Here is a 24,204-nt window from a genome sequence, read left to right on the forward strand (position 1 = left end):
CGAAGGCGTGGCACTGTATCACAGGCTTCGAGACAGCGCTAAAGCGCTTCCTCAGCCCGAACGATATTGTGAAATGTAGAAATTTAATTCCTTAGCTTGACGGCTATGGGCTGTAAAGCCCAACACATCAATTCTAGATATTAAGCATCAGCCTGATAAGCTTCTGCCCCAATCTGAATTTTCACCTCATCGCCAATATTCGGCAGATACGCTTTGATGCCAAAATCAGAACGCTTTAACACGGTATTAGCACTGAAACCAACCGTCATTTTATTAGTAACCGGATTTTTACCAGTCCGATTTAATTTAACATTCAGTGAAATTGGCTCGCTTCTGCCATGTAAAGTTAAAATGCCATCAACACGTGCAGTACTGCTATTGATCAACTCGACACGATTGCTTTCAAACTTGGCGATTGGGAATTGGGCAATATTAAAAAATTGCTTGTCCTTCAATTCGCTATCCAGTTTTGGCAAACCAGTGATCAAATCAGCAAGGTTAATGGTTGCAACTACTTTACTATTCTGCGGATTTTCTTTATCCAGAGTCAACTCGCCATTAACAAACCATTTGCCAGTCTGATTTGAAAAACCAAAATGTTCAACCTGCCACTGCACATAGCTGTGTTGATTGTCAAAAATGAATTTTTCAGCAGTATCCGCAGAAATGGGCAGAGCAAATAACAAATTTAATACCAGACAAGTCACAATGCGTTTCACAATATCTCCTAATCCTTAATAAACCCGGCGGCAATAGTATAAATATATCTGACAGTTTGGCAATTACCGGGATCGATTGTTTTTCCGGCATTATATGCAATCAGAATTGTCAAAAAAATTGAGTTGATTTTTGTCACAATATATGTGCTATACTGATTGATATGTAAAAAAGGGATTTTTACGGAAAAACAATAAATGACGAGGTGAGTTATGCAACATAATCAGCAAATGCCGCCCCAACATCAGGCACGCCAACCTGGCATTGAAAAAAAAATGGAACCGAAGCCGGTTTATTTATCCCCGAATTATCAGGGCAGTAATAAACTGAAAGATAAAGTAGCTATTATTACTGGCGGTGACAGTGGAATTGGCCGTGCAGTGGCCTGTGCTTTTGTGTTAGAGGGGGCGCGGGTTGTTATTCAATATTTGAATGAGCATGAAGACGCTCAGGAAACGGAACAGATTATCAATGACATTGGCGGGGAATGTTTGTTAATTCCAGCGAATCTGCAGTCACATGACGCCTGCCAGCAAGTTGTTCAGAGAGCGATTGAGAAATACCATAAACTCGATATTCTGGTAAATAATTGCGCTGAACAGCACGTTAAAAAGCACATAGAGGAAATCAGTTGCGAACAATTGGAAGCAACCTTTAAAACCAACTTTTTCTCCTATTTTTATATGATTGCATCCGCCATGCCTCATTTAAAACAAGGCGCAGCTATTATTAATACGACTTCTGTGACTGCTTATAAAGGCAGTGGCGGGCTTATTGATTATTCTGCAACCAAAGGTGCGATTGTTGCTTTAACCCGCTCCCTTTCACAAAATCTGGTTAAACAGGGAATTCGGGTCAATGCGGTAGCGCCAGGACCCATATGGACCCCCTTAATTCCGGCAAGTTTCAGTGCTGAAGAAGTGGCGGAGTTTGGCGCCCAAGTACCTATGCAGCGGCCGGGGCAACCTGCAGAAATTGCGCCTTCATTTGTTTTTCTGGCAAGTGAGGATTCATCCTATATGACTGGCCAGGTTCTACATCCTAATGGCGGTGTTATCGTTAACAGTTAATCGGGGGGATGCCATGAGTATTTATACCTATTTGAAACATGATCACAAAGAAGTAAAAGATATTATTCAGCAAATTGAAGATTTAAAATCGTCAGATACCGAGCAACGTGATGAATTATTTAATAAGTTAAAAACCAAAGTCAAAGTGCATAGTGATGCAGAAGATAAAATTTTTTATAAACCGTTAAGTAAAGACAAAGAAACCAAAGATGAAATTCCTCATGCCCGTGAGGAGCATGCGGAGGTTGAGGAAATGCTTGACAGGTTATCAGATACTTCACTTCGGGGAGCGGCCTGGAATCAGCTTTTTAAGCATATGTCTCAGGCACTGTTGCACCATATTGAGGAAGAAGAAAACGAAATTTTTCCTGATGCCAGGAAAACCCTTTCTACTGCAGAGGCCAATGAAATGGAATCGGCCATGAAAGCGGAGAAAAAGAAAGTTAAGGATCATCTGAATATTGAATTGCGGGGCGAAGAATAATGCTCCAAATGTGAAACAACATATTCAATTCTATTGTAGCCTGGGTGCAGCGAAGCGAAACCCAGGTTCCGGTTGTGCGAAAAAATGCAGAACCCAAATAATTGACGAAAATCTGAATTTTATGCATCATGCCAATAGAAAAATTCTTTATTAGGCATACACTTGACTCAGATAAACACCCAATCCGCGCTTCTTGAGCAACCCATAGCAGCCGAAGAATCCGTCAGTATTGCACGCACAGGCCGTTTCGAGGCGCTTGATCTGCAGCGCGGCATGATTATGACCCTGATGGCGCTTGCACATTCGCGCGAATATTCCAGTGATCCCTATACTAACTCCAGTTGGCAGGTCACTTCGGCATGGAAAGGCCACAACTGGCTTGACGCCTTGCAACAAGTGATCGTAGGGTCAGGCGTGGCAGGCGGTTTTTTTATGATGATGGGCGTTGGCATCTTTTTTCTCTGGCATTCGTGGTTAAAAGATGGCCGTACTCCGAAAGAAATTTTCAATTATTTGTTTCTGCGCGGCTCGTTGCTGGTTTTATTGCAGCTAACAATCCTTGAGGGATTTGAATTAGTCTCGTCTGATAAACCATTTTTCCTATATGCCGGTGTCTTTATGACATTGGGATTATGCATGATGGGTGCAGCCTGTTGCATGCGTCTGATTGCTTATCTGAAACATAAAATCCCTGACATGCCCTGGGAGTACATTGTTCCGCTGGTAGTTATTGTAACCATAACTCTGACTATGCAAATATTAGTGGGCAATCTGCAAGCTGAAAAATTACAGCCTACCTTTAATCAGGTTATTTTTCTGATAACCGGAAACACTTACTATAACGGGATTTTGCTCGAAATCAATTACACGCCGATACCCTGGTTTCCAGCAGTTGCCATGGGCTTGATTGTAGGCAAAATACTGCAGCCAAGAAATGCAGGCAGCATGCGGCAGTTAAAAAATCTGGCTTTTGGATTAGTGGCCGCCTGGTTTATCCTGCGTACCGCAACACTGACTGGCTGGTTACATGCCGGCGATTATAAACAGCTTGCTGACAGTCAGGATATTAGCTGGATTTCCTGGTTTTGCGCCTCAAAACATCCGCCCTCTATCGAGTATTTTTTATGGGCGTGCGGTATGAATTTATCAGGGATTGTTCTGTGGTATAAAGTCAGTCAATCATGGCCCGCGGTATTTGATAAATTTCGCTTTTTAAAAATATTGGCGCAATGCGCGTTGTTTTTCTTTGTTGTCCATTGGTTTGTATATTTTGGATTATCGTTATTGCTTCCTGAAAAATTAACTACCCCTATGCCGCAAATTGGTTTTTGGCTGGTTGGTATGATAGTGTTGTTTTATTTATGCAGACGCTTCCACGCCTTTAAGTTCAGACAATCAAAATATTCATGGTGGCGGATGTTCTAAAATACGATCAGGGATGATTGATCTATGTTAAGGATTTTTATATTTGCTGTATGCCTCCTTCTCAGTGCCTGTATGGTGGGACCAGACTATAAGGAGCCGCAAAAGCCGGTCGCAGAGCATTGGTTGGCCAAAAGCCCGGCAATCAAGGAAGCCCCCGTCAGGAATGCCAACTGGTGGAAAGTTTTTCGTGATCCAACCCTGACCAGCATCATTCATCAGGGTTACAGCAATAGCCTGACAGTTCAAATTGCTGGCGTTCGTGTTTTGCAAGCCCGGGCCCAACTTGCACAATCCGTAGGCGAGCTTTATCCGCAGCAACAAGCGATTACAGGTAATTATAATTATCAACGCATAGGCGGCGGTTTTTTACAGGGACTTATTCCCTCAAGCTTTGAGACCGCGTCTTTAGGTGCTTCAGCCAGTTGGGAGCTGGATTTCTGGGGTAAGTACCGCCGCGCTATCCGATCAAATGACGCAACATTCCTGGCATCGTTAGCGGCTTATGATAATGCCTTGGTCACCTTAACCTCGGATGTTGCCAGTACCTATATCAGTATTCGTACCACAGAAGAACAGATTCGAGTTACCAAAGCGAATATTCAGGTTCAGGCCAACAGTCTGCAAATTGCTAATTCACGTTTTAATGCGGGTGAAACCAGTTTGCTTGATGTACAGCAGGCTAAAACCGAGCTTGCGTCGACACAGGCGAAGCTGCCTCCATTGATTGCAAGCCTGCAGAGCCAAAAGGATATTTTGGCCGTGTTACTTGGAACAGTACCGACTAATATTGACGGTATATTGAAAAAAAGCCGCGGTATTCCAATGGCTATCCAGCGTGTTGCTGTCGGCATCCCACTGGAAACGCTGGCGCAACGACCTGACATCTATCAGGCACGTCTTGAAGCAGTTGCCCAGTCAGAGGCTATAGGGGCGGTGAAAGCCAATCTTTATCCGGCGCTGTCGTTAGTCGGAACCTTTGCTTTTGCCGGTAATACGATAGGCTCATCCTCCATGAGCAATATGTTTAATTGGTCGCACCGGACAATAACCGCAGGCCCGTCGCTGACCTGGCCGATCCTGAACTATGGCCAGATTACCAATAGCGTCCGGGTACAGGATGCGGTATTTCAGGAAGCGTTGTTGAATTACATCAATAAGGTTTTAAAAGCCCAGCAGGAAGTGCAGGATTATATCACGCGTTATGTCGAAGCAATCAAAGCCGAGCGTAGTCTTGAGCAGGCAAATAGCTCCGCAGTCAAAGCGGTAAAGCTGGCGATTGTTCGTTATAAGGAAGGGCAGGCGAGTTATACCACCGTCCTTGATACCGAGCGTCAGCAATTACAAGTCCAGACCTCTTTAACCGATGCAAAAGGTGAAATCGGTAAAGCGCTGGTCGGGCTTTATCGCGCCCTGGGCGGTGGCTGGCAGATTCGCGGCTGTAATGACGTTATTTCGCCCAAAACCAAGGCTGATATGGCGGATCGAACAAATTGGGGTAATTTGCTGGAAAAACAAAACCACCAAAAGCCAGTCACTCCTGGCCAGCAAATTAAACAACTTTACGTACCAAACTGGTGATAAGCATGACTGCAGAGCACAAAATAAAATTACAGAAACTGGCAGCAATCGTGGTTGTTGTATTTTTATTATATCTGGTTGTCCATTTTACTAATAAAAAACAGCCGCCGACTCTGCCAGTACCTGTTGTTACAGTGAGTAAACCAAAGCTGGCCAATGTGGTTGATTATGTTAACCAGACTGGTAATCTGGTGGCTTACAATTCTGTTAATCTCGTTGCCCGGGTTGAAGGTTATCTGAATGAAATCAAATTTACTGATGGCGCGCTGGTAAAAAAAGGTCAGGAATTATTTATTATTGAGCCGCAACCTTATCTTGAAAAGTTAAGAGCGGAACAGGCCAGCCTCGAAGCAATCAAAGCGGCTTCAGTTTATGATTTGTCTGAATACAAGCGCCAACAGAAAATGTATAAAGAAAATGCTACTGCACAGAAAAGCGTCGAGCAGTGGCGGTCTAAATATGATGAATCAATTGCAGAAATTGCCAAAGCAGAAGCAAATGTTTCGATAGCTCAAATCAATTACAGCTATACCCGAGTATTGGCGCCTTTTGATGGCCGTATTGGCCGCCACCTGGTCGATCCGGGAAATCTGGTCGGTAATGGCAAGGCAACGGAACTGGCGAATGTCGAGCAGATTGATCCGATTTACGTGTATTTTAATCTCAACGAGCTTGATTTGCTTAAGCTGCGTGCAGAGGCAAAAGCGCATGGAATTACCCGAGAGGATATTAATAAAATCCCGGTTTACGTTGCCATGCAGAATGAAAAAGGATTTCCGCATCAGGGCAAGCTTGATTTTGTGAACACAGGTCTTAATGCTTCAACCGGAACGATGCAGTTTCGCGCCTTATTGCCTAATAAAGATTTAACTTTGTTGCCGGGTCTGTTTGTACAGGTACGTATAGCAGCCAGTAATCCGAAGCCAACTTTAACCGTACCAGACAGCGCAGTTCTTTATGATCAAATTGGTGCTTATCTGCTGACAGTGGATAACAACAACACTGTGGCGGTCAAGCGGGTCAAACTGGGCGGAGTAGAAAACGGTATGCGGGCAGTGATCTCTGGCCTGTCAGCTCAGGATAACGTAATTGTTGACGGCTTGCAGAATGCAACGCCTGGTAAACAGGTTAATCCTCAGACAAAAAAGGAGACTACGCTGGTTGGACTCAACAATATACTGCCTAGTCAGCTGCCTTCCTGTCGTAACAGTAGTTTTGTACAGGCAAAAACCAATAAAGCGCTGCCCAGCAAGTTACCTTTCTGGCGTGACAGTAATTATGCATAGGTTTATTGCCATTAAGTTAAGAAAATTTGTCATCCCCGCGGAGGCGGGGATCCACCCCATCAAACAAGGTAAGAGGCTGGCTCGAGAGATGGATTCCCGCCTTCGCGGGAATGACAGAGTCCTTTAAAAGTGAGAAACAGAAATGATTTCCAAGTTCTTTATTGAAAGACCAGTACTGGCCAATGTGATTGCACTGTTACTGGTTTTGCTGGGTGCAATTGCCATCGTGATTTTACCAGTATCACAATATCCGGCGATAGTACCGCCGACTATTCAGGTTACAACCACCTATCCTGGCGCTGATGCAGATACCCTAATCAAAACCGTAGCGCTTCCGATTGAGCAGCAAGTAAATGGCGTGGCTGATATGCTTTATATGCAATCAACCAGCAATAACAATGGTAATTATAATCTTATTGTTACGTTTGATATTGGTACTGATTTGAATATCGCTCAAGTTCTGGTTCAGAACCGTGTACAGGCCGCGATGGCTCAACTACCACAACAGGTTCAGCAACAGGGCGTACTGGTCCAGCAGAAATCCACAGCGATTTTGCAATTTATTACCCTGACTTCAGAAAAAGATCAATATGATGGTCTGTTCCTCAATAATTATGCCACCATCAATATGCAAAACGAACTGGCGCGACTGCCGGGGGTCGGCAATGTGGTTATTTTTGGTTCAGGAACCTATGCGATGCGGATCTGGCTTGATCCACAAAAAATGATGGCATTCGGCTTAAATCCCAGCGATGTATTGAATGCGGTCAGTAATCAGAATAAGGAAATTTCGGCAGGACAGGTTGCCTCTCCACCCATAGCTGGCCAGCAAGCCTATCAGTTTACCGTTAATGTGCCTGGCCAATTGGCTGACCCGGATCAATTTGCTGATATTATTATCAAAAGCATGCCCGTAAAAGCTGATCAGCAGGCCAATGCCGGCAGCAGCGCCCAGCTTGTTCGTATCCGTGATGTTGGCCGGGTTGAACTGGGTTCTGCGAATTATAACCAGCTTTCCAAACTTAATAACAAGCCGGCAGCTGCGATTGGCATTTTCCAGTTACCGGGCGCTAATGCTTTGCAAGTTGCAACTGAAGTGCGTAAAACCGTTGCTAATATGGCGAAAAATTTTCCGCCTGGCTTACAATATACAATCCCCTTCGACACTACCGTGTTTGTAACCGAATCGATCAATGAAGTATATAAGACGTTGATTGAAGCGGGAATTTTAGTACTCATTGTCATTGTTGTCTTTTTACAAAACTTCCGTGCCACGCTGGTTCCAGCGACAACGGTGCCGGTTACTATTATTGGAACATTTATCGCCCTGTTATTTTTAGGCTATACAGTCAACCTGCTGACTTTATTCGCACTGGTATTGGCAATTGGTATTGTAGTCGATGACGCAATCGTTATTGTCGAAGGAGTCAGTCATTACATTGAGCGTGGCGTGCCGCCGAAAGAGGCTGCTATTAAAACCATGCAAGAGCTTTTCGGCCCGATTCTGGGGATAACCCTGGTTTTAATGGCGGTGTTCGTTCCGGCAGGCTTTATGCCTGGCCTTACTGGCGCAATGTATGCCCAGTTCGCGTTAGTTATTGCTGCCACGGCTTTGATCAGTGCGATTAACGCCATGACACTGAAGCCGACCCAATGCGCCTTATGGTTAAAGCCATTGGATACCTCCAAGCCTAAAAATATTTTTTTCCGGACATTTGACCGCTTCTATAATCCGTTGGAAGCGGCCTATGTTGGGTTTATTGAAAAACTGGCCAACAATAGCGGCAAAGTCTGTATTATAGGTCTGGTCTTAGTTGCGCTGGCAGTTTTCGGCATCAGCCGCATTCCGACCGGCTTTATTCCGATCGAGGATCAGGGCTATCTGATCATGAATGTCATGTTGCCTGATGGCGCATCGTTATCACGCACTGAAGCGGTGATGAAGGAGTTAAGCGATGAAGTTTCCAAGGTGGGCGGTGTTGCCAATGTGATTTCAATTGACGGTGTTTCCTTGCTGGATAACAACACTAGCCTGGCGAATGCCGGAATTTTGTATGTCATGTTCAAGGATTGGAGTGAGCGCGGCGAAGGGGAGGGGTTACTGCCGCTTTATACCAAACTTAATGATATCGCAACCAAAACTTTAAGCGCAAAAGTGATGGTTATTGTGCCGCCGCCGATTCAGGGTTTGGGTTTATCAGGTGGTTTCCAGATGCAAGTGGAATTGCGCGACGGCAGTTTTGATTACCGCAAATTGCAGGCTGTGACTGATCTCTTAATCCAGAATGGTAATCAACAAACGGAATTACAGCATCTCCTGACTTCCTTCCGGGCATCTGTACCACAACTTGCAGCGCCTATCAGCCGGGTGAAGTCTGAATCATTGGGTGTGCCGCTTGGAGACGCTTTTGATACATTGCAAACCTATCTTGGCTCTTCTTACGTAAATCTTTTCACCAAGTTCGGCCAGGTTTTTCAGGTATATGTTCAGGCAGAGGCAGAGGCCAGAATGACGGTTGACGATGTGCGTAATTTTTATGTCAGAAACGAGGCTGGCGAGATGGTGCCATTTGGTACCCTGACTGATATGGGACCTGCTGTGGGGCCAGCAATTATTTCCTTATATAACTTATACCCTTCCAGCAGTATTAATGGCGCTTCTGCACCGGGCTACAGCTCTGGCCAGGCAATTAATATAATGGAGCAACTGGCCCACGTTTCATTGCCTGCCGGAATGGCCTATGAATGGACAAGTACCTCTTATCAGGAAAAGCTGGCAGGTAATTTAAGTTATTATATTTTCCTGTTGTCGCTGATACTGGTTTATATGATTCTTGCCGGACAATATGAAAATTGGGTCACGCCCGCTTCAGTGTTACTCAGTGTGCCCTTGGCGCTGATTGGTACGGTATTTGCGTTATCAGCACTGGGGCTGGCAAATAATATGTATACCCAGATTGGCCTGTTATTACTGATAGCGCTGGCGGCAAAGAATGCGATTTTGATAGTTGAGGTCGCCCGCGAACATCGTTTAATCCATAATAAATCCATTATCGAAGCCGCTGTTCATGGCGCAAAAACCCGTTTTCGGCCAATTCTGATGACTTCTTTTGCCTTTATTATGGGAGTATTGCCGCTGGTTTTCGCAACTGGCGCTGGCGCCAATGCGCGCCGCTCAATTGGCATTGCTGTCTGCAGCGGTATGCTGGCGTCAACCTGTCTGGCAATGTTGTTTGTACCGGCGTTTTATGTAGTGTTGCAGAGTTGGCAGGAAAAGAGAAAAGAACGAAAAGCGGTGCTGGCTACACAAACAAAGTAGCCGGGTAGCCTTGATACAATGCAGCGTATCAATTTCTTCGTCGTAAGAGGAGGGAAAGGCTAGTATTACAAGCGTTCATGTACTTTAATACGTGCTATAGGCTTGCTGGAGCCATTTCTTTATTACATTAACTCTAATTTTATTTGCGACTTTATTTTATTTAACCAATCAGTTCTATAATGAGCTTTTAATTTATGATTCTGTTGTCTGGTCACACCGGCAGTATTTAATAGGTATTCTAACGAAGTAACAGAATCTAACCATCCTAATAAACCAGTAGATTTAATTGCAGCTTTATCGGCTGTTGATATTAAAATCAATGCACTTGGCAGTAATTTTTGTGCATAAAGCCATGCAAATAGGTGAAGTTCACCATCATCAATACCTTGTGTTTGTGGATAATCGATTATTAAATTAGTAATATCTTTTTTGGTAGGATTATATCTTCCTGATAGGCCATTGGTTAGTTCTTCATGTTTTATTGATATATGTTGAGGATCATCAGAATTACCAGATACGGCTTCTTCAATGCATTTATCTACTGTTTCTATAGCATATTTATTACAAATTGCATTCCAGCTATTAATTCGAAAAGACTCTAAAATAATATTAGTGTCAACAAAGACTCTGGTTTTTGACATGAGGACTTCTTATTTTATTTTTACAATTCGTAAGGTGCAGAAAGATCATATTCTGTAAAAAGGTCTGTTAGGTGTGATAAGTTCATATTCAATGTCTTAGCAGCTTTTCTTGCAGATAATTGACCTTGCTCTATTGCCTTATGCAGCATATTAATAAAAATAGGCTGAAATTTCTTAAGAACACAGTCGTTATGCATAGGTAGTTTATGTTTTTTTAATGTATTCATTGTTTCTTGTTCAATCCATTTGAGATTAACTAGTCTAAAAGCTAAAGCTTGTGGGGAAACCTTTAGTTCTATTGCCACATCAAGTAAATGCTTTGTATCATTGATAAATTTTTTATTTATGAAATGATTCAAAGATTCTTCAGGCATTAATATTCCAGATGCAAAGTTATCCGCCAGCTGTTCAATTCGCTTATTTTTCTTACGGTCTTCAATTGAGTTAGATTCTCTATGAGAAGGCTTCATCACATCCCATGTTAATATGTGAAATAACTCATGTGCTAGATTATAATATCTTCTAGGTTCAGGTTCATTCTTATTAATTAAAATTAGACCTAGATCCTGCAAATGACATGAAGCGCCAGAAATAACGCTACCATCTTGGTTTTGTTTTGAATCTACAAATATAACAGGAATATCCAATTTTTGTTCGATTCTATCAATAAGATGTTCTGTAGGTTTTATGCCAAGTTCAAGAATTTTAACAAGTTTTTCTGCACAGTTAACAGCGTCTTCAAAAGAAGATTTATTTGAAAGTTTTAAACTATATTTTAATGGATTGCTTTGCTTATTATTAATTTCCCGTAACCAGCGTAATAAACCTATCCATCTACTAGTTTGTTGTTCAAAAGCGTCGAGTTCTTTTTCAGCTAGATCATTGGATGCACGCCAGGAAAATTTTGCTTCGCCAGTAACAGAAAAAGGATCTAGAAAAAAATCAATGTCATAATCTAAGAACTCTGATATAGATAACAACTCTTCAGATTTAACGGCTCTTTCTCCATTTTCTATGGAAGATATGCTCTGGCGATTTTTTAATCCAATGGCCTTGGTAAGGTCATCTTGACTGTAATCTTTAGATTCACGAGCTACTTGGATTCTGCGCCCAATCAATTTTTGAGACACTTTATTTATGGACATAATTTTACCTTATTATATATATTGTTATTATATGCTCACGTTTTAATATATGCAAGATATTCTTGCTTTTTATGATATGCAATAATATCTGTTTTCATGTTTATTCTAGGTTGCGTCCTTAAAGGCTATTAACTCAATCTCTTTATGCGAGGATTATTTGCTTATCCTAAATGGGATATTAGATCTATACTCGGAAGGCATAAGGCACTCATTTCTATTGATACTTTTAACAAAGTTCAGACCAGATTATTTGGCGTGCAAAGCATGCTTTTTCCAGAAAATCAGATCATGAGGACTTTCCAATTCGTGGTCTTGCTTTATGTCCATGCTGCGAAAATTCGGATGGTGGAGGCGGCGGGAATCCATCTCTCAGGCTGGTTCCCCGCCTTCGCGGGAATAACAGATTACAATTACTTGCCAACCGCCGCTGTCTTACCTGAAGGCAGACCAACAAGGCGAGTTTGCTCCAGTTTTTCTTTAAGTCTGGTAAACATAATCGGGAATACGCCGTTACCGGTCACATTAGCCGCTGTTCCAAACGGATCGCAGATTAAATAAACCGCAGTAATTAACCCGATCATATCGCTTGAAAAACCAAGATGCGCTTCAAGCAGAGGGGTAACAACCAGGATAACGCCGCCTGGAACGGCAGCGACTGCGTATTTGGCCAACGCGGTGTAGAACGCAAAAGTTAAAATCATACTTAGCGAAGGCATCGGCATGCCGAAGGTTAACATGGTTGCCAGGCTTAAAATTGGCATGGCAATCGCACTGCCTATGGTATGGATATTAATAATTGCAGGCACCAGCATTCTTGCTTTCTCTTCGTCTTCCAGATTTTTCTCAGTAGACATTAATAATACTGGCATAGCGGCAGCACTGGAAATCGTGCTGAAACCAGTCAGCGTTGCTGGCAGCACATTGCGGAGATAATAGGTAAATTTCTGCCATGAAAAGTTACCGGCAACAAAATACCAGCACAGCAGGTAGATCCATTGGCTGCCAACTATCAACAGCAGGATTGGGCCATACAGATTTAAGGATTTCTGCAGGATATGTTCATATTCAAGCTTGAACACAAATCCCAGAATGAATAGCGGCAGGAACGGAATAAAAACTTTTCTAAGGAAACCATTGGCAATGCTATTCAGTTTCGCGCCGATTTTTTTCGCAGTGTCATTAGGGTAAACCGAAAAGAAAATACCGCTGAAAAAACCAATCAGTAGCGCAATATCATTGGAAATCAGTTTGGTTAGATGGAATTGCCACGCAGGCGCCAACTGAGGAGAGGTTTCCATCGCACTGGGCATAAAATGATAAAAGCTTAAACCGAGGTAACCTGAGCCAAAACCTACCATTAGCGCGGTAAAATTGGATGCAAAAACACAGACAATTAACAGTACGACAAAAAACAAAGCCCCTTTACGCAGATTCCCCAGACAGGAGAATACAAAGCTGAAAATAATAAAAGGCAGAACAAACTCCAAAACGCTTTTCATGCTCAGACTAAGGGCATAGCTAATTGATTTTACTTCAAGCGGCACATACTGTCCGAAGAATAAGGGAAGTAAAAGGACTGCCAAAAGCGTAAGCAGAAATTTCAGTTTCTTTAGAAGTACAGTAGACATAAGAGTTTCCTTATAAAAAAGCTAACTACCCTCAAACCATATGTCGTTCTATATTTGATCACACTGGTTCTTTTGTCTTACTATCATACCAACTGATTTCTTCCATGGCTATTAATTAATTGCATTCAAACGATTTTTAGAGCCATTAAGTTAAGAAAAGTTGTCATCCTCGCGATGGCGGTAGTCTTTAATTTTAGTGCTCGCAAGCTGCGCGCTAAAATTTAAAGCCCACTTCGCCATCCTTCGTTGGCCATTTTAGGTAATTCATGTCAGCGGCATCCATTCACTCGTAGCCTGGGTGCAGGCCTAAAAGGCCGTAACCCGGGTTTATCGTACTAGCAAAGTGAACTGAACCAGACCAGCGCTTTACCCGCCTCATTCACAATCATCGCCTCAGGGTCCTGTCATAGCTTTAATGAGTTAAGGGGTGAAAGCCCGAACGCACCTTACTCGATAAAGGTCGACCCTGAAATAGGCGCCATAGGTACCATCGCCCATGTTCTGTTCATAGGCGCGAAGATCATTGCCATTGTAGCTAGAACACCAGTATCTGCTACCGCTAAAACCGCCTATTGCCACACGATTGGTATATAAACAGTAGGCTTGACTTGAAACGTTGCCTGCGGATGGCAGGAACCAATCGTTGTAGCATGTATTCCCTGCCTGACAAGGAGTATTGCCATGAGAATCCACTTCATAGTCACTGCAAATTCCCGCAGCATAAGTATTGATAGCAATATTCATTGGACAGCCTGCTCCTCCACCTGGCCCTGTAAAGCAGGCAACAATATATGCTGTATTAGTGGCCCCATCGGTGAGGCTATACGGTCCAGGATTATTAGTTACACCAGAGCCGCCCCATTCAATCCCCGCGCTGTTATCGGCAGTGGCTGCAATCAGATTATTTAAGCCGCCGTTCATGCAGGCGATTGTTCCACCAAAAGCCGGTTGTCCAATTGCGGTGGCCGCGTAAGTATAGCCATTAGTCAGTGTTGCACCGCCTGCTGGCGTGTTAATCACGACGTCCACAGCTCCTGCCGCATGGGCAGGGGTGACGCCAGTCACTGTCGTCGAATTGACTACATTGATGCTGGTTGCCGCTACCCCGCCAAAGGTGACGCTGGCAGCACCCGTTAACCCGGTTCCCGTTAAGGTAAAACCTGTTCCCCCTGATGCCGCTCCTGAAGTTGGATTGATGGCGGTTAGCGTGCTGCCTGATTGAATGGCGATGGCTGCCGTCAACGCATTGGTATTGCTGCCCTGGATGGTGAAATCCGTTTGCGCCGCCATTGTATTGCCTGGCGTATAAGTCAGTGTGCAATTGCCTCCTGGCGGTACATTCGCGCAGGTGTTGCCTGTTTCTGTCACATAGCCATCCAACGCCGTTCCGGTGAAATCTGATACAATGTTGGTAGCTGCTACGTCAGTGGATGTGTTAGTTATCGTTAACTGCCCAGTTGAGCCATTGACCGTTAGCAATAAAGGAGACCCTGCAACCGTAATCTCCGCATCCAGTATCGGTAACGCCTGGGTTATACGCAAAATATCAGGGCTACTGGGTCGATAACACTGACCAGGGTTTCCTTGATCACAAACTACAGGACCATCCATAATTGGGCTGTTTAACTGGCTGCCATTTATCTGCAAAGACAATACGCAGGAATTTTTGCCTCTGAGTACAAAAGGATTGCCGCACAAATTAAGCCCCGCGGTGATTTGGGTAATAGCCTGAATTGGCTCCATGGTTAAGCTGTGCGGCTTACTGGATTGATTAGTCACTCGATACTGTACCGTAGCTGTGCCATTGGCAGGTATTGAAACCGTGGTCGCTGTCAACGGCTCAAAGGTCCACACTGGCGATCCGGCATAAGCCGTTGTCATCATGAGCCCTAACCACAGGCAAGCCAGTAATTTTTTCCTGAAAAAATGTTTGTTGTTTCTCTGCATGTCGGTAGTCCTTTTAATATCAAACAGTTCATTCCCTGCGTCAGCATCGTATGTTATTTCATATAGGTAAACTATTCAAATGCAGGATACGCGGGAATGACAAAATTAGAGAAACATTTAATCCTGATTAATACTCGCAATATCAATAACAAAGCGATAACGGACATCGCTCTTCAATACGCGTTCATAAGCGTCATTAACTTGCTGTATTGGAATCAGTTCAATATCAGAAGTAATATTATGCTTGCCGCAGAAATCAAGCATTTCCTGCGTCTCTTTAATCCCTCCAATCAGAGAACCAGCGAGGCTGCGGCGTCCGCCTACCAGTGAGAATGCACCGATTGGGATTTGTTTCTCTGGAATCCCGAGGATAACCATAGTACCGTCTCTTTTTAACAGGGTGAGATAGGCATTCCAGTCTAATTGCAATGAAACCGTATTGATAATCAAATCAAAATGACTGGCAAGTTTTTCAAAGGTAGCCGGATCAGACGTGGCATAGAAATGATCGGCTCCCAGACGCCTGGCATCCGCTTCTTTTTTCATTGAATGGCTTAGCACTGTCACATCAGCGCCCATGGCATGCGCAAGTTTAACCCCCATATGGCCCAAACCGCCTAAACCAATAATCGCAACTTTTTTGCCAGGTCCTGCGCCCCAGTGTCGAAGTGGGGAATAAAGGGTAATGCCTGCACATAATAAAGGGGCAGTTGCATCAAGGGGTAAATTATCAGGCAGATTTAAAACATAGTCCTGGTTCACTACAATAGCAGAAGAGTAACCGCCCTGACTGATCCGGCTACCGTCACGTTCCATGCTATTATAGGTTGCAGTCATTCCTTCTTCGCAATATTGCTCCAGATCTTCTTTACAGCTGCTGCACCGACGGCACGAGTCGACAAAGCAACCAACACCAACGTTATCACCCGTTTTGAATTTGGTGACTTTACTGCCTGTTTTAGTCACAACCCCAACAATTTCATGGCCTGGTACCATAGGAAACAGTGAACCGCCCCACTCATCACGCGCCTGATGGATGTCAGAATGGCAAATCCCGCAATATTTAATTTCAACCAGTACATCATGCTCACCGACATCACGGCGTTCAAAATTATAAGGGGCAAGAGGCGTTGTAGCATTCCTGGCTGCATATCCTTTGACAGGGATCATAATAGCTCCATAATGTTAGTAGTAAGCATTAAGGTTAGAATGTCTATTCACTATTTGCAACTGTAGAAGCCTTGATGCGGTTCAACCTGCTACCCATTACTGTAGGGTTAAAATAATCCGCGATAAAGATACCAATTTACTGGCCTTTTTGGTATAATCTGACGCAATTTTTGCAGCCCAAACCCAAGGAGACATGTTGTCTGACTCATTAACACTCGACTCGGAGGCGGTAGTTCCTCGTGGTGGTTTGAAAGCCTGGCTGGTGTGTTTATCAGCTGGTTTGTTTTTCTTTTATGAGTTTTTTCAGCTTAATATCTTTGATGTTATCAATCATCCCTTACGTAATGACTTTAATCTTGATGCAGCCCAGTTAAGCTGGATGTCCAGTACTTACCTGTGGGCTGATATCCTGTTTTTATTGCCTGCCGGGATTATTCTCGATCGATTTTCGCCGCGTAAAGTCATTATGACCGCCATGGCCATTTGTGTGTTTGGTACTATAGGTTTTGCTCTGACCAACTCATTTGCTCTCGCCTGTTTTTTCCATTTTCTGTCAGGTATTGGCAACGCATTTTGCTTTTTATCCTGCGTTGTCCTGGTTTCGCACTGGTTTCCCCCGCGCCGTCAGGCTTTTGTTATCGGGCTGCTGGTTACCATGGCATTTATGGGTGGAATGATGGCGCATACTCCGTTTGCTTATTTGAACGAGCACTACGGCTGGCGTAATTCACTCCTGATTGATGGTGCGGTTGGCGCTGGGCTTCTGATCTGGATAGCATGCGTTGTGCGTGATTATCCTGATCCAGTGCGAACAACCAATCAGGGCGTACACGAAGCGGTTCTTCCTGGTTTTATCAAGGCGCTTAAAAACCGTCAGACCTGGCTGGCTGGACTTTATACCTCCTTTTTGAATTTGCCCATCATGGTATTATGCGCCTTATGGGGAGCCAGTTATTTGCAGGTTGTGCACGGTTTGACGGAAATCTCATCGAGTAATGTTGTAAGTCTTATTTTTATTGGAAGCATTATTGGTTGCCCACTGGTCGGGTGGATATCTGATCATCAGGGCAAGCGCAAACCTCTGATGCTTATGGGGGCGACCGCAACGTTGATTACCGTGATTCCCCTGTTTATGGATATTGCTCTAAACCAGTTCCAGCTTGGTTTGTTGTTCTTCGCCCTCGGGTTTTTTACCAGTACTCAGGTAATCAGTTATCCACTAATTGCCGAAAGTAATACGGCTAAAAATACCGGTGCGGCTACTGGAATTGCTTCGGTGCTGATTATGGGCGGCGGCGGAGTAGGCCAGGTCTTGTTTGGCTGGATGATGCAGCAACATGCCGGTTTGGCCAACCAATATTCAATTGCTGATTTTCAATACGCAATGTGGATGTTCCCGGGGGCGGCAGTATTAGCTTTAGTTGCAGTGCTGTTAACTTATGAAACATACTGTAAACGATCAATGTAAGGAGTAATGAATGCAAATGGCAGAAGATTACAAGGATACAAGCAGTTTTTCTGAAATCATGTTACCCTGGCTGGTATGTTTCAGTGCTTCTTTGTTTTTCTTTTATGAGTTCATTCAGGGCAATATGTTTGCCTCCATTGCTGACAGCATTATGCGCGATTTTAACGTGCAGGCTGATAAAATGGCTTATTTGTCAAGCATTTATTATCTTTCAAATGTAATCTTTCTGTTTGTTGCCGGGGGTGTACTGGATAAGGTTTCAGCCAAAAAAACCATTATGGTTGCCATGTCTCTGTGCGTAATCAGTACTTTCATTTTATCTCATGCCCATTCGTTCTATGTTGCGCTGATATGCCGCTTCATTACCGGTATTGGCAGCGCTTTCTGCTTTCTGGGGCCAATCCGAATTGCTTCCCGCTGGTTCCCGCCGCGCAAAATGGCATTAGTAACCGGCGTTATCGTGACGCTGGCCATGTCTGGCGGTTTCCTGGCTCAATACCCGCTTACCTGGCTGGTTAATCAGGTAGGCTGGCGCGATGCGCTGGTGTATGTTGGCTGGCTCGGTTTTATTATGTTGGTATTTATGCTTTTTGGTATTGTTGATAAAGCTGACAATGAACCGGCAAAAGCAGCGCGCTATAACAATGTATGGGCTAATGCCAAACAGGCTTATCTCAATCGTCAAAACCTGAAAGCAGCAGCTTATACCAGCCTGATGAATATGGCTATTGCTGTTTTTGGAGCAATGATGGGGTCGCTTTATCTTGTCCAGCGTATGGGGATATCAAAAGAGGACGCTTCGATAATAAACTCCATGCTGTTTTTGGGGGCGATTGTGGGCGGACCGGTTATAGGCTGGATTTCCGACAAACTTGCTCTGCGGGTGTTGCCCATGAAAGTAGGAGTGATTGCTTCATTGCTGACGCTGTTAGCGGTGTTGTATCTTCCGGTTTCATTCGTAGCCATGAAGATTTTATTCTTTCTGCTCGGCTTTTTCACAGCCGCGCAGATTATCAGTTATGCGTTGGTCGCTGAGAGTAGCCCGGCGGCAATTACTGCAACCGCAGTCAGTGTTATTTCGCTTTTAACCCAAGGCGGATATGTGGTTTATCAGAATCTGTTCACCGCCTTGCTAACCAGTCATGGCGACATGCAGATAGTAGACGGTGTACCCGTTTACTCACTTGCTGATTACCAATATGCAGCTATGATCTTACTTATAGGCCTTGTTTTGGCTCTGCTATCCTTAATTGGATTAAAAGAGACACATGGCAGACATAACGACATAGAAGGTTAAATGATGACAGGCAGAGTTTGTATACTGTTAATGGATTCCCTGGGAATAGGCGCAAGCCTCGATGCCGCACGCTACGGCGATGAAGGCGCCAATACCTTTGTACATATCTATCAGGCATGTGAGCAGGGTAAAGCTGATCAGGACGGCTTGCGGAGTGGAAAGCTTACTATTCCCAATCTGGCGAAATATGGTATGTATCATGCTGCAGTTGCAAGCTCAGGCATTAATTTTATTGATTTGGCAACACTTGAACAACCCACAGGTTATTTTGGCTATGCGGTAGAGCAAAGCCTTGGAAAAGATACGCCAAGCGGGCATTGGGAGCTGGCTGGTGTTCCAGTGACTTTTGATTGGGGGTATTTCCCGGATCAGTCAGCCTGTTTTCCCGAGCAGTTAATTAATGATTTTGTTGTCCAGGCAAAATTGCCGGGCGTACTGGCTTTAAAACATGCTTCCGGTACCGAAGTGATAGATGAGTATGGCGAGGAGCATATCAGTTCCGGTAAGCCTATTGTTTACACATCTGCTGACAGTGTTTTTCAGATTGCGGCTCATGAAAAGTATTTTGGACTCGAACGGCTCTATGAAATATGCGAAATTGCCCGTAAACTTGTTGATGAATATCAGATTGGCCGGGTAATAGCACGGCCCTTTATTGGCGAACCCGGTTCTTTTAAACGCACTGCTAACCGACGTGATTATGCAACTTTACCGCCAGCGCCAACTTTGCTTGATGTGTTAAAAAACACTGGCCGTGAAGTGATTGCGATTGGAAAAACGGCGGATATATTTGCTCATCAGGGTATTACCCAAACGATTAAAGCGGATGGCAATATGGCGTTGTTTGATAAAACTGTCGAGGCAATGGCTACTGCACCGGCAGGCAGTTTGATTTTTGCCAATTTTGTCGATTTTGATTCTTCATATGGCCACAGGCGGAATACAACCGGTTATGCGCATGCTCTCGAAGAGTTTGACAAACGGTTGCCGGAATTAATGGCACAGCTGAATGACAATGATTTGGTTGTAATTGCAGCTGATCACGGTTGCGATCCGACATTCCCGGGTTCTGATCATACCCGCGAGCATATACCCGTGCTTGTGTTTGGTAATAATACACCAGGGCGGTTTATTGGACGCCGGGATACCTTTGCTGATGTCGGGCAAAGCCTGGCTGAATATTTAGGAGTTGAACAGTTGCAGCATGGCATTTCCTTTATCACTAAATAATGCAGCCTACCCGGCTGAGTTTATAGCTTTTTGCAAATTGCTTGATTATCGTTTGACCTCGCTGAGAAAACGGATTCTGTATATTTTATGGTCTTCCGACAAACCTTTAAAAGCTTATCAAATCTTAAGCCAATTGCACCTTACCCAGGAAAATTCAAAACCGCCAACGGTTTATCGGGTACTGGATTATCTGGTTGAGTGCAAACTGATTCATAAAATAGAGTCGATTCAATCCTATGTCCTTTGCCGCAAGCCTGATGAACACCCCGTTTCAGAAATTTTACTGGTTTGTAATGCCTGTCACCGGATTCTGGAGGCATGCGACAAGCATATTCATAATTTACTAAAACAGCTTGGTCTTAATAATAATTTTAATATTGAAAAAAATGCTATTGAATTAAAAGGTTACTGTAATCACTGTCATGCCTGAAAATAATTCATGCTGGACTATTGTTTTTTAGTGATTCACCCCCATCTTCTTTATCCTGAATCAAAGTTTGAGGAATAGTTTTGGAACAATATTGCGGTACCACCATATTGTCTGTACGGCGCGGAAATAAAGTCGTTATTGGCGGTGACGGCCAGGTCACTCTGGGCAACACAGTAATGAAAGGCAATGCGAAAAAAGTCCGGCGCCTTTATAAAGATAAAGTCATTGCAGGGTTTGCCGGCGGTACGGCCGATGCATTTACTTTGTTTGAGCGTTTTGAGCGCAAACTGGAAATGCACCAGGGCCATCTGGTACGCGCCGCGGTTGAGCTGGCTAAAGACTGGCGTACCGATAGAATATTAAGACGGCTTGAGGCGTTATTAGCTGTTGCTGATAGCAAAGCGTCTTTGGTTATTACTGGAAATGGCGATGTGATCGAACCGGAAGAAGGATTGATTGCAATTGGTTCCGGCGGTCCTTTTGCCCAGTCTGCTGCCCGTGCCTTACTGCGTCATACTGAATTATCTGCTCGGGATATCGTGGAGAAAAGTCTGGGAATAGCGGGTGAAATATGTATTTATACCAACCTGAATTTAACAATAGAAGAATTGGATAGCGACTGTGAGTAATAACATGACTATGACCCCACGTGAGATTGTCCAGGAATTGGATAAGCATATTATTGGGCAGGATGAAGCAAAACGAGCAGTTGCAATCGCGTTGCGTAACCGCTGGCGTCGGATGCAGATTCAGGATGAAGTACTGCGTAATGAAATTATGCCTAAAAATATCCTGATGATTGGCCCTACAGGCGTTGGAAAAACCGAAATTGCCCGGCGATTGGCAAAACTGGCTCAGGCACCATTTATTAAGGTTGAGGCGACAAAATTTACTGAAGTAGGTTATGTTGGCCGTGATGTAGATTCTATCATCCGTGATCTTGCTGATATCGCAATCAAGCAGGAACGTGAAATGGCGATGAAAAAGGTTGAGAATCTGGCGGAAGACGCCGCAGAAGAGCGAGTTCTGGATGCCTTATTACCACCAGCACGCCATGGCTTAACGCCCGCTGAAAAAGACAATTCAACCCGTCAGGTTTTCCGTAAACAATTACGCGAAGGCACGCTTGATGATAATGAAATTGAAATAGATATAGCAGTATCGCCAATCGGAGTGGAAATTATGGCGCCGCCTGGTATGGAAGAAATGACCAGCCAATTGCAGGCCATGTTCCAGCAGGTTGGCGGTGGGCGCACCAAAAGCCGTCGATTGCCAATCAGCAAAGCGATGAAAATATTGCGTGAAGAAGAGGCAGCCAAATTAATTAACGAAGAAGATATCAAAGTTCGCGCAATCGAAAGCGTTGAGCAAAATGGTATTGTATTTATTGATGAATTGGACAAGGTTGCGAAACGTGCTGAAGGCGGGGGCGGTGATGTATCACGCGAAGGCGTGCAGCGCGATTTATTACCCCTGGTGGAAGGTTGTACGGTTTCTACCAAGTACGGTATGGTCAAAACGGATCATATATTATTTATTGCTTCAGGCGCATTTCACGTAGCCAAACCGTCTGATCTGATTGCTGAACTGCAAGGTCGATTACCTATCAGAGTTGAATTAAGCGCTCTCGGTGTTGAAGATTTCGTTCGCATCCTGACTGAGCCTAGCGCGTCCTTGACAGAGCAGTACATTGCCTTGTTGGCAACGGAAGGTTTACAGCTTGAATTTGATGAGTCAGGTATTCGCCGAATTGCCGAAGTTGCATGGCAGGTTAACGAGCGAACCGAAAACATTGGCGCACGCCGTCTGTATACAATTATGGAGCGATTACTGGAAGTCGTCTCTTATGAAGCAACTGATCGATCCGGCGAAAGCGTTCGTGTTGATCATGCCTACGTAGATGAACATCTGGGTAAACTGGTTGCTGATGAGGATTTGGCCAAATATATTTTATAGTTCCTTATTTGTCATCGCTGGGCTTTGTTGAATAAATCAAGATTCAACAAAGCTTGTCATCCCCGCGAAGGCGGGGATCCATCCATCAAACAAGGTAAGGAGCTAGCTTGGAAGATGGATTCCCGCCTTCGCGGGAATGACAGTATCCTTAACTTAATGGCAGGGGGATGAGATGACCTCAGTTTTCAGAAAACAATTCCGCCAGACTGGGTGATAATGATTTTTGCATCATCCTGTCATTCTCGATAAAAATCTTATCGCAACCCGCTGGTAACAGACGATGGTTGTCCTCAAGTTGCGGCAAGGGATAAGCTAAGTGCTCGCTTAACCAGTAAAGGTTTATCTCATGCAAATCCCGGCTTAACAGATAATGCCGGTTATCATCACAATGAATCAGGTTCAAGCGAATTAATTCATAAAGCATGTGCTCGGGATCAATCAGAAAGGGCCGTGGTATTCGATCAATGAGCTGCTCCTGCGATAACCCCAGGCCATCTTTTTGCTGTTGCCACAGCTCATATAACCACAATAATGCATGTGAAAAGCCATCGATCGGCGGCCCTTCCCGCCGTTCGTGATGCACTGACAGTGCATAACTAATCTCCGCTCCCAAAAGGGCAATTAACCATACCCAGTAAATCCATACGAAAAAAATCGGCACGGTGGCAAAAGCGCCATACAGTAATTGATAGGTGTCATAACGCGATAAATAAAAAATGAACCCCTGTTTGACCGATTCAATTAAAGTGGTTGCAAATATCCCGCCGACTAAACCATGCCAGAAACGTACAGAACGGTTAGGTACAATCACATAGAGAAAGGTAAAGCCAATCAGGGATAATAAAACCGGCAAGGTATTAAATAAAATCGGAGGGGTGTGGTTATTTTGAAATAAGGGCATTGAAATAATATAGGAACTTGCTGCTAGGCTGAGTCCGAGAAAGATCGGCGACAGCGACAAAATCGCCCAATATAATAAAAATGCGGCAACGCCTTCACGGGGATTATGGATGCGCCAGATTTTATTCATCGAACGCTCAATCGTAAACATCAGCAATAAGGCCGTGACAAACAGAAAGATAATACCCCAAACGGATAAATGAGAAACCTGGGAAACAAACTGCTGTAAATAATTCTGCACTACTTTCCCGGTTGCCGGCACAAAGTTCTCAAAAATAAAATTCTGGATTGGCGTACTCAGGTTTTGGAAAGCCGGAAACGATGACATCAGACTAAGCCCCACAGTCATTAATGGCACAATTGCCAATAAGCTGGTAAATGCCAATGCAGAAGCCCTGTATGTGCAATCATCTTCAATAAAATGAGTCACCACAAAGCGAATGAAGCGTTGTAATTTGTAACATCTGTTTGTAATACCTTGTTTCCAATCCATGGGGCTTAAGCCTTCTTGTT

Annotated in this window: 19 protein-coding genes; 12 read left to right on the forward strand and 7 right to left on the reverse strand. The window is 44.1% G+C overall.

The features are described 5' to 3' along the window. Positions 1-140: 140 nt before the first annotated feature. Entirely contained in the window at positions 141-719 is a 579-nt protein-coding gene (locus tag ACFORL_RS03195; protein ID WP_382341038.1) for a YceI family protein, read from the reverse strand. Positions 720-929: 210 nt separating this feature from the next. Between ACFORL_RS03195 and ACFORL_RS03200 the strand changes: the two genes are divergently transcribed. From ACFORL_RS03200 to ACFORL_RS03225, 6 genes are all read left to right on the forward strand, one after another. Then, the gene (locus ACFORL_RS03200) at positions 930-1,787 is read left to right on the forward strand and encodes an SDR family oxidoreductase (RefSeq protein ID WP_382341040.1); all 858 of its coding nucleotides are present in this window, start codon (positions 930-932) and stop codon (positions 1,785-1,787) included. A 13-nt stretch (positions 1,788-1,800) separates the two neighbouring features. Further along, positions 1,801-2,271, forward strand: a complete 471-nt coding sequence (locus ACFORL_RS03205) for a hemerythrin domain-containing protein (RefSeq protein ID WP_382341042.1) — start codon at positions 1,801-1,803, stop codon at positions 2,269-2,271. Positions 2,272-2,433: 162 nt separating this feature from the next. Next, positions 2,434-3,696, forward strand: a complete 1,263-nt coding sequence (locus ACFORL_RS03210) for a hypothetical protein (protein WP_382341043.1) — start codon at positions 2,434-2,436, stop codon at positions 3,694-3,696. Between the two features lie 24 nt (positions 3,697-3,720). Next, positions 3,721-5,274, forward strand: coding sequence for an efflux transporter outer membrane subunit (locus tag ACFORL_RS03215; RefSeq protein WP_382341045.1), 1,554 nt, complete (start codon positions 3,721-3,723; stop codon positions 5,272-5,274). A 5-nt stretch (positions 5,275-5,279) separates the two neighbouring features. Continuing rightward, positions 5,280-6,560 carry an efflux RND transporter periplasmic adaptor subunit gene (locus ACFORL_RS03220; protein WP_382341047.1) on the forward strand — a complete coding sequence of 427 codons (1,281 nt, stop codon included), beginning with the start codon at positions 5,280-5,282 and terminating at the stop codon, positions 6,558-6,560. A 142-nt stretch (positions 6,561-6,702) separates the two neighbouring features. Continuing rightward, entirely contained in the window at positions 6,703-9,879 is a 3,177-nt protein-coding gene (locus ACFORL_RS03225; RefSeq protein WP_382341049.1) for an efflux RND transporter permease subunit, read from the forward strand. 122 nt (positions 9,880-10,001) lie between these two features. On the opposite strand, the gene ACFORL_RS03230 is transcribed toward ACFORL_RS03225, so the two are convergent. From ACFORL_RS03230 to ACFORL_RS03250, 5 genes are all read right to left on the reverse strand, one after another. Further along, the gene (locus tag ACFORL_RS03230) at positions 10,002-10,520 is read right to left on the reverse strand and encodes a hypothetical protein (protein ID WP_382341050.1); all 519 of its coding nucleotides are present in this window, start codon (positions 10,518-10,520) and stop codon (positions 10,002-10,004) included. A 20-nt stretch (positions 10,521-10,540) separates the two neighbouring features. Continuing rightward, positions 10,541-11,665, reverse strand: a complete 1,125-nt coding sequence (locus ACFORL_RS03235; protein ID WP_382341052.1) for a helix-turn-helix domain-containing protein — start codon at positions 11,663-11,665, stop codon at positions 10,541-10,543. 410 nt (positions 11,666-12,075) lie between these two features. Then, positions 12,076-13,293, reverse strand: coding sequence for a cation:dicarboxylate symporter family transporter (locus tag ACFORL_RS03240; protein ID WP_382341054.1), 1,218 nt, complete (start codon positions 13,291-13,293; stop codon positions 12,076-12,078). A gap of 420 nt (positions 13,294-13,713) precedes the next feature. Continuing rightward, positions 13,714-15,240, reverse strand: coding sequence for an IPT/TIG domain-containing protein (locus ACFORL_RS03245; RefSeq protein WP_382341056.1), 1,527 nt, complete (start codon positions 15,238-15,240; stop codon positions 13,714-13,716). Positions 15,241-15,357: 117 nt separating this feature from the next. Continuing rightward, positions 15,358-16,410, reverse strand: coding sequence for an NAD(P)-dependent alcohol dehydrogenase (locus ACFORL_RS03250; RefSeq protein WP_382341058.1), 1,053 nt, complete (start codon positions 16,408-16,410; stop codon positions 15,358-15,360). Between the two features lie 196 nt (positions 16,411-16,606). Between ACFORL_RS03250 and ACFORL_RS03255 the strand changes: the two genes are divergently transcribed. The 6 genes from ACFORL_RS03255 to hslU all read left to right on the forward strand — a co-directional run bounded on the left by ACFORL_RS03255 (position 16,607) and on the right by hslU (position 22,791). Then, positions 16,607-17,878 carry an MFS transporter gene (locus ACFORL_RS03255; protein WP_449280255.1) on the forward strand — a complete coding sequence of 424 codons (1,272 nt, stop codon included), beginning with the start codon at positions 16,607-16,609 and terminating at the stop codon, positions 17,876-17,878. A gap of 10 nt (positions 17,879-17,888) precedes the next feature. Then, complete coding sequence (locus tag ACFORL_RS03260) at positions 17,889-19,175, forward strand: MFS transporter (RefSeq protein WP_382341062.1); 1,287 nt, start codon at positions 17,889-17,891, stop codon at positions 19,173-19,175. A gap of 3 nt (positions 19,176-19,178) precedes the next feature. Further along, complete coding sequence (locus ACFORL_RS03265; protein WP_382341121.1) at positions 19,179-20,405, forward strand: phosphopentomutase; 1,227 nt, start codon at positions 19,179-19,181, stop codon at positions 20,403-20,405. Continuing rightward, positions 20,380-20,835, forward strand: a complete 456-nt coding sequence (locus tag ACFORL_RS03270; protein WP_382341064.1) for a Fur family transcriptional regulator — start codon at positions 20,380-20,382, stop codon at positions 20,833-20,835. Before ACFORL_RS03265 ends, ACFORL_RS03270 begins: the two co-directional genes overlap by 26 nt. Positions 20,836-20,915: 80 nt before the next feature. After that, on the forward strand, positions 20,916-21,464 hold the full coding sequence (gene hslV / locus ACFORL_RS03275; protein ID WP_382341066.1) for an ATP-dependent protease subunit HslV: 549 nt from the start codon (positions 20,916-20,918) through the stop codon (positions 21,462-21,464). A gap of 4 nt (positions 21,465-21,468) precedes the next feature. Then, positions 21,469-22,791, forward strand: a complete 1,323-nt coding sequence (hslU, locus tag ACFORL_RS03280) for an ATP-dependent protease ATPase subunit HslU (RefSeq protein ID WP_382341068.1) — start codon at positions 21,469-21,471, stop codon at positions 22,789-22,791. A gap of 178 nt (positions 22,792-22,969) precedes the next feature. On the opposite strand, the gene ACFORL_RS03285 is transcribed toward hslU, so the two are convergent. Further along, complete coding sequence (locus ACFORL_RS03285; RefSeq protein WP_382341070.1) at positions 22,970-24,184, reverse strand: YihY family inner membrane protein; 1,215 nt, start codon at positions 24,182-24,184, stop codon at positions 22,970-22,972. Between the last annotated feature and the right edge of the window lie 20 nt (positions 24,185-24,204).

It is taken from the genome of Legionella dresdenensis (assembly GCF_042649825.1).
Taxonomy (GTDB): domain Bacteria; phylum Pseudomonadota; class Gammaproteobacteria; order Legionellales; family Legionellaceae; genus Legionella_C; species Legionella_C dresdenensis.

Excerpts from the sequence above, each read along its gene's own strand:
- ACFORL_RS03200 (WP_382341040.1), top strand. The coding sequence starts at position 930 with ATGCAACATAATCAGCAAATGCCGCCCCAACATCAGGCACGCCAACCT.
- ACFORL_RS03205 (WP_382341042.1), top strand. The coding sequence starts at position 1,801 with ATGAGTATTTATACCTATTTGAAACATGATCACAAAGAAGTAAAAGAT.
- ACFORL_RS03215 (WP_382341045.1), top strand. The coding sequence starts at position 3,721 with ATGTTAAGGATTTTTATATTTGCTGTATGCCTCCTTCTCAGTGCCTGT.
- ACFORL_RS03220 (WP_382341047.1), top strand. The coding sequence starts at position 5,280 with ATGACTGCAGAGCACAAAATAAAATTACAGAAACTGGCAGCAATCGTG.
- ACFORL_RS03225 (WP_382341049.1), top strand. The coding sequence starts at position 6,703 with ATGATTTCCAAGTTCTTTATTGAAAGACCAGTACTGGCCAATGTGATT.
- ACFORL_RS03230 (WP_382341050.1), bottom strand. The coding sequence starts at position 10,520 with ATGTCAAAAACCAGAGTCTTTGTTGACACTAATATTATTTTAGAGTCT.
- ACFORL_RS03235 (WP_382341052.1), bottom strand. The coding sequence starts at position 11,665 with ATGTCCATAAATAAAGTGTCTCAAAAATTGATTGGGCGCAGAATCCAA.
- ACFORL_RS03240 (WP_382341054.1), bottom strand. The coding sequence starts at position 13,293 with ATGTCTACTGTACTTCTAAAGAAACTGAAATTTCTGCTTACGCTTTTG.
- ACFORL_RS03245 (WP_382341056.1), bottom strand. The coding sequence starts at position 15,240 with ATGCAGAGAAACAACAAACATTTTTTCAGGAAAAAATTACTGGCTTGC.
- ACFORL_RS03250 (WP_382341058.1), bottom strand. The coding sequence starts at position 16,410 with ATGATCCCTGTCAAAGGATATGCAGCCAGGAATGCTACAACGCCTCTT.
- ACFORL_RS03260 (WP_382341062.1), top strand. The coding sequence starts at position 17,889 with ATGCAAATGGCAGAAGATTACAAGGATACAAGCAGTTTTTCTGAAATC.
- ACFORL_RS03265 (WP_382341121.1), top strand. The coding sequence starts at position 19,179 with ATGACAGGCAGAGTTTGTATACTGTTAATGGATTCCCTGGGAATAGGC.
- ACFORL_RS03270 (WP_382341064.1), top strand. The coding sequence starts at position 20,380 with ATGGCATTTCCTTTATCACTAAATAATGCAGCCTACCCGGCTGAGTTT.
- hslU (WP_382341068.1), top strand. The coding sequence starts at position 21,469 with ATGACTATGACCCCACGTGAGATTGTCCAGGAATTGGATAAGCATATT.
- ACFORL_RS03285 (WP_382341070.1), bottom strand. The coding sequence starts at position 24,184 with ATGGATTGGAAACAAGGTATTACAAACAGATGTTACAAATTACAACGC.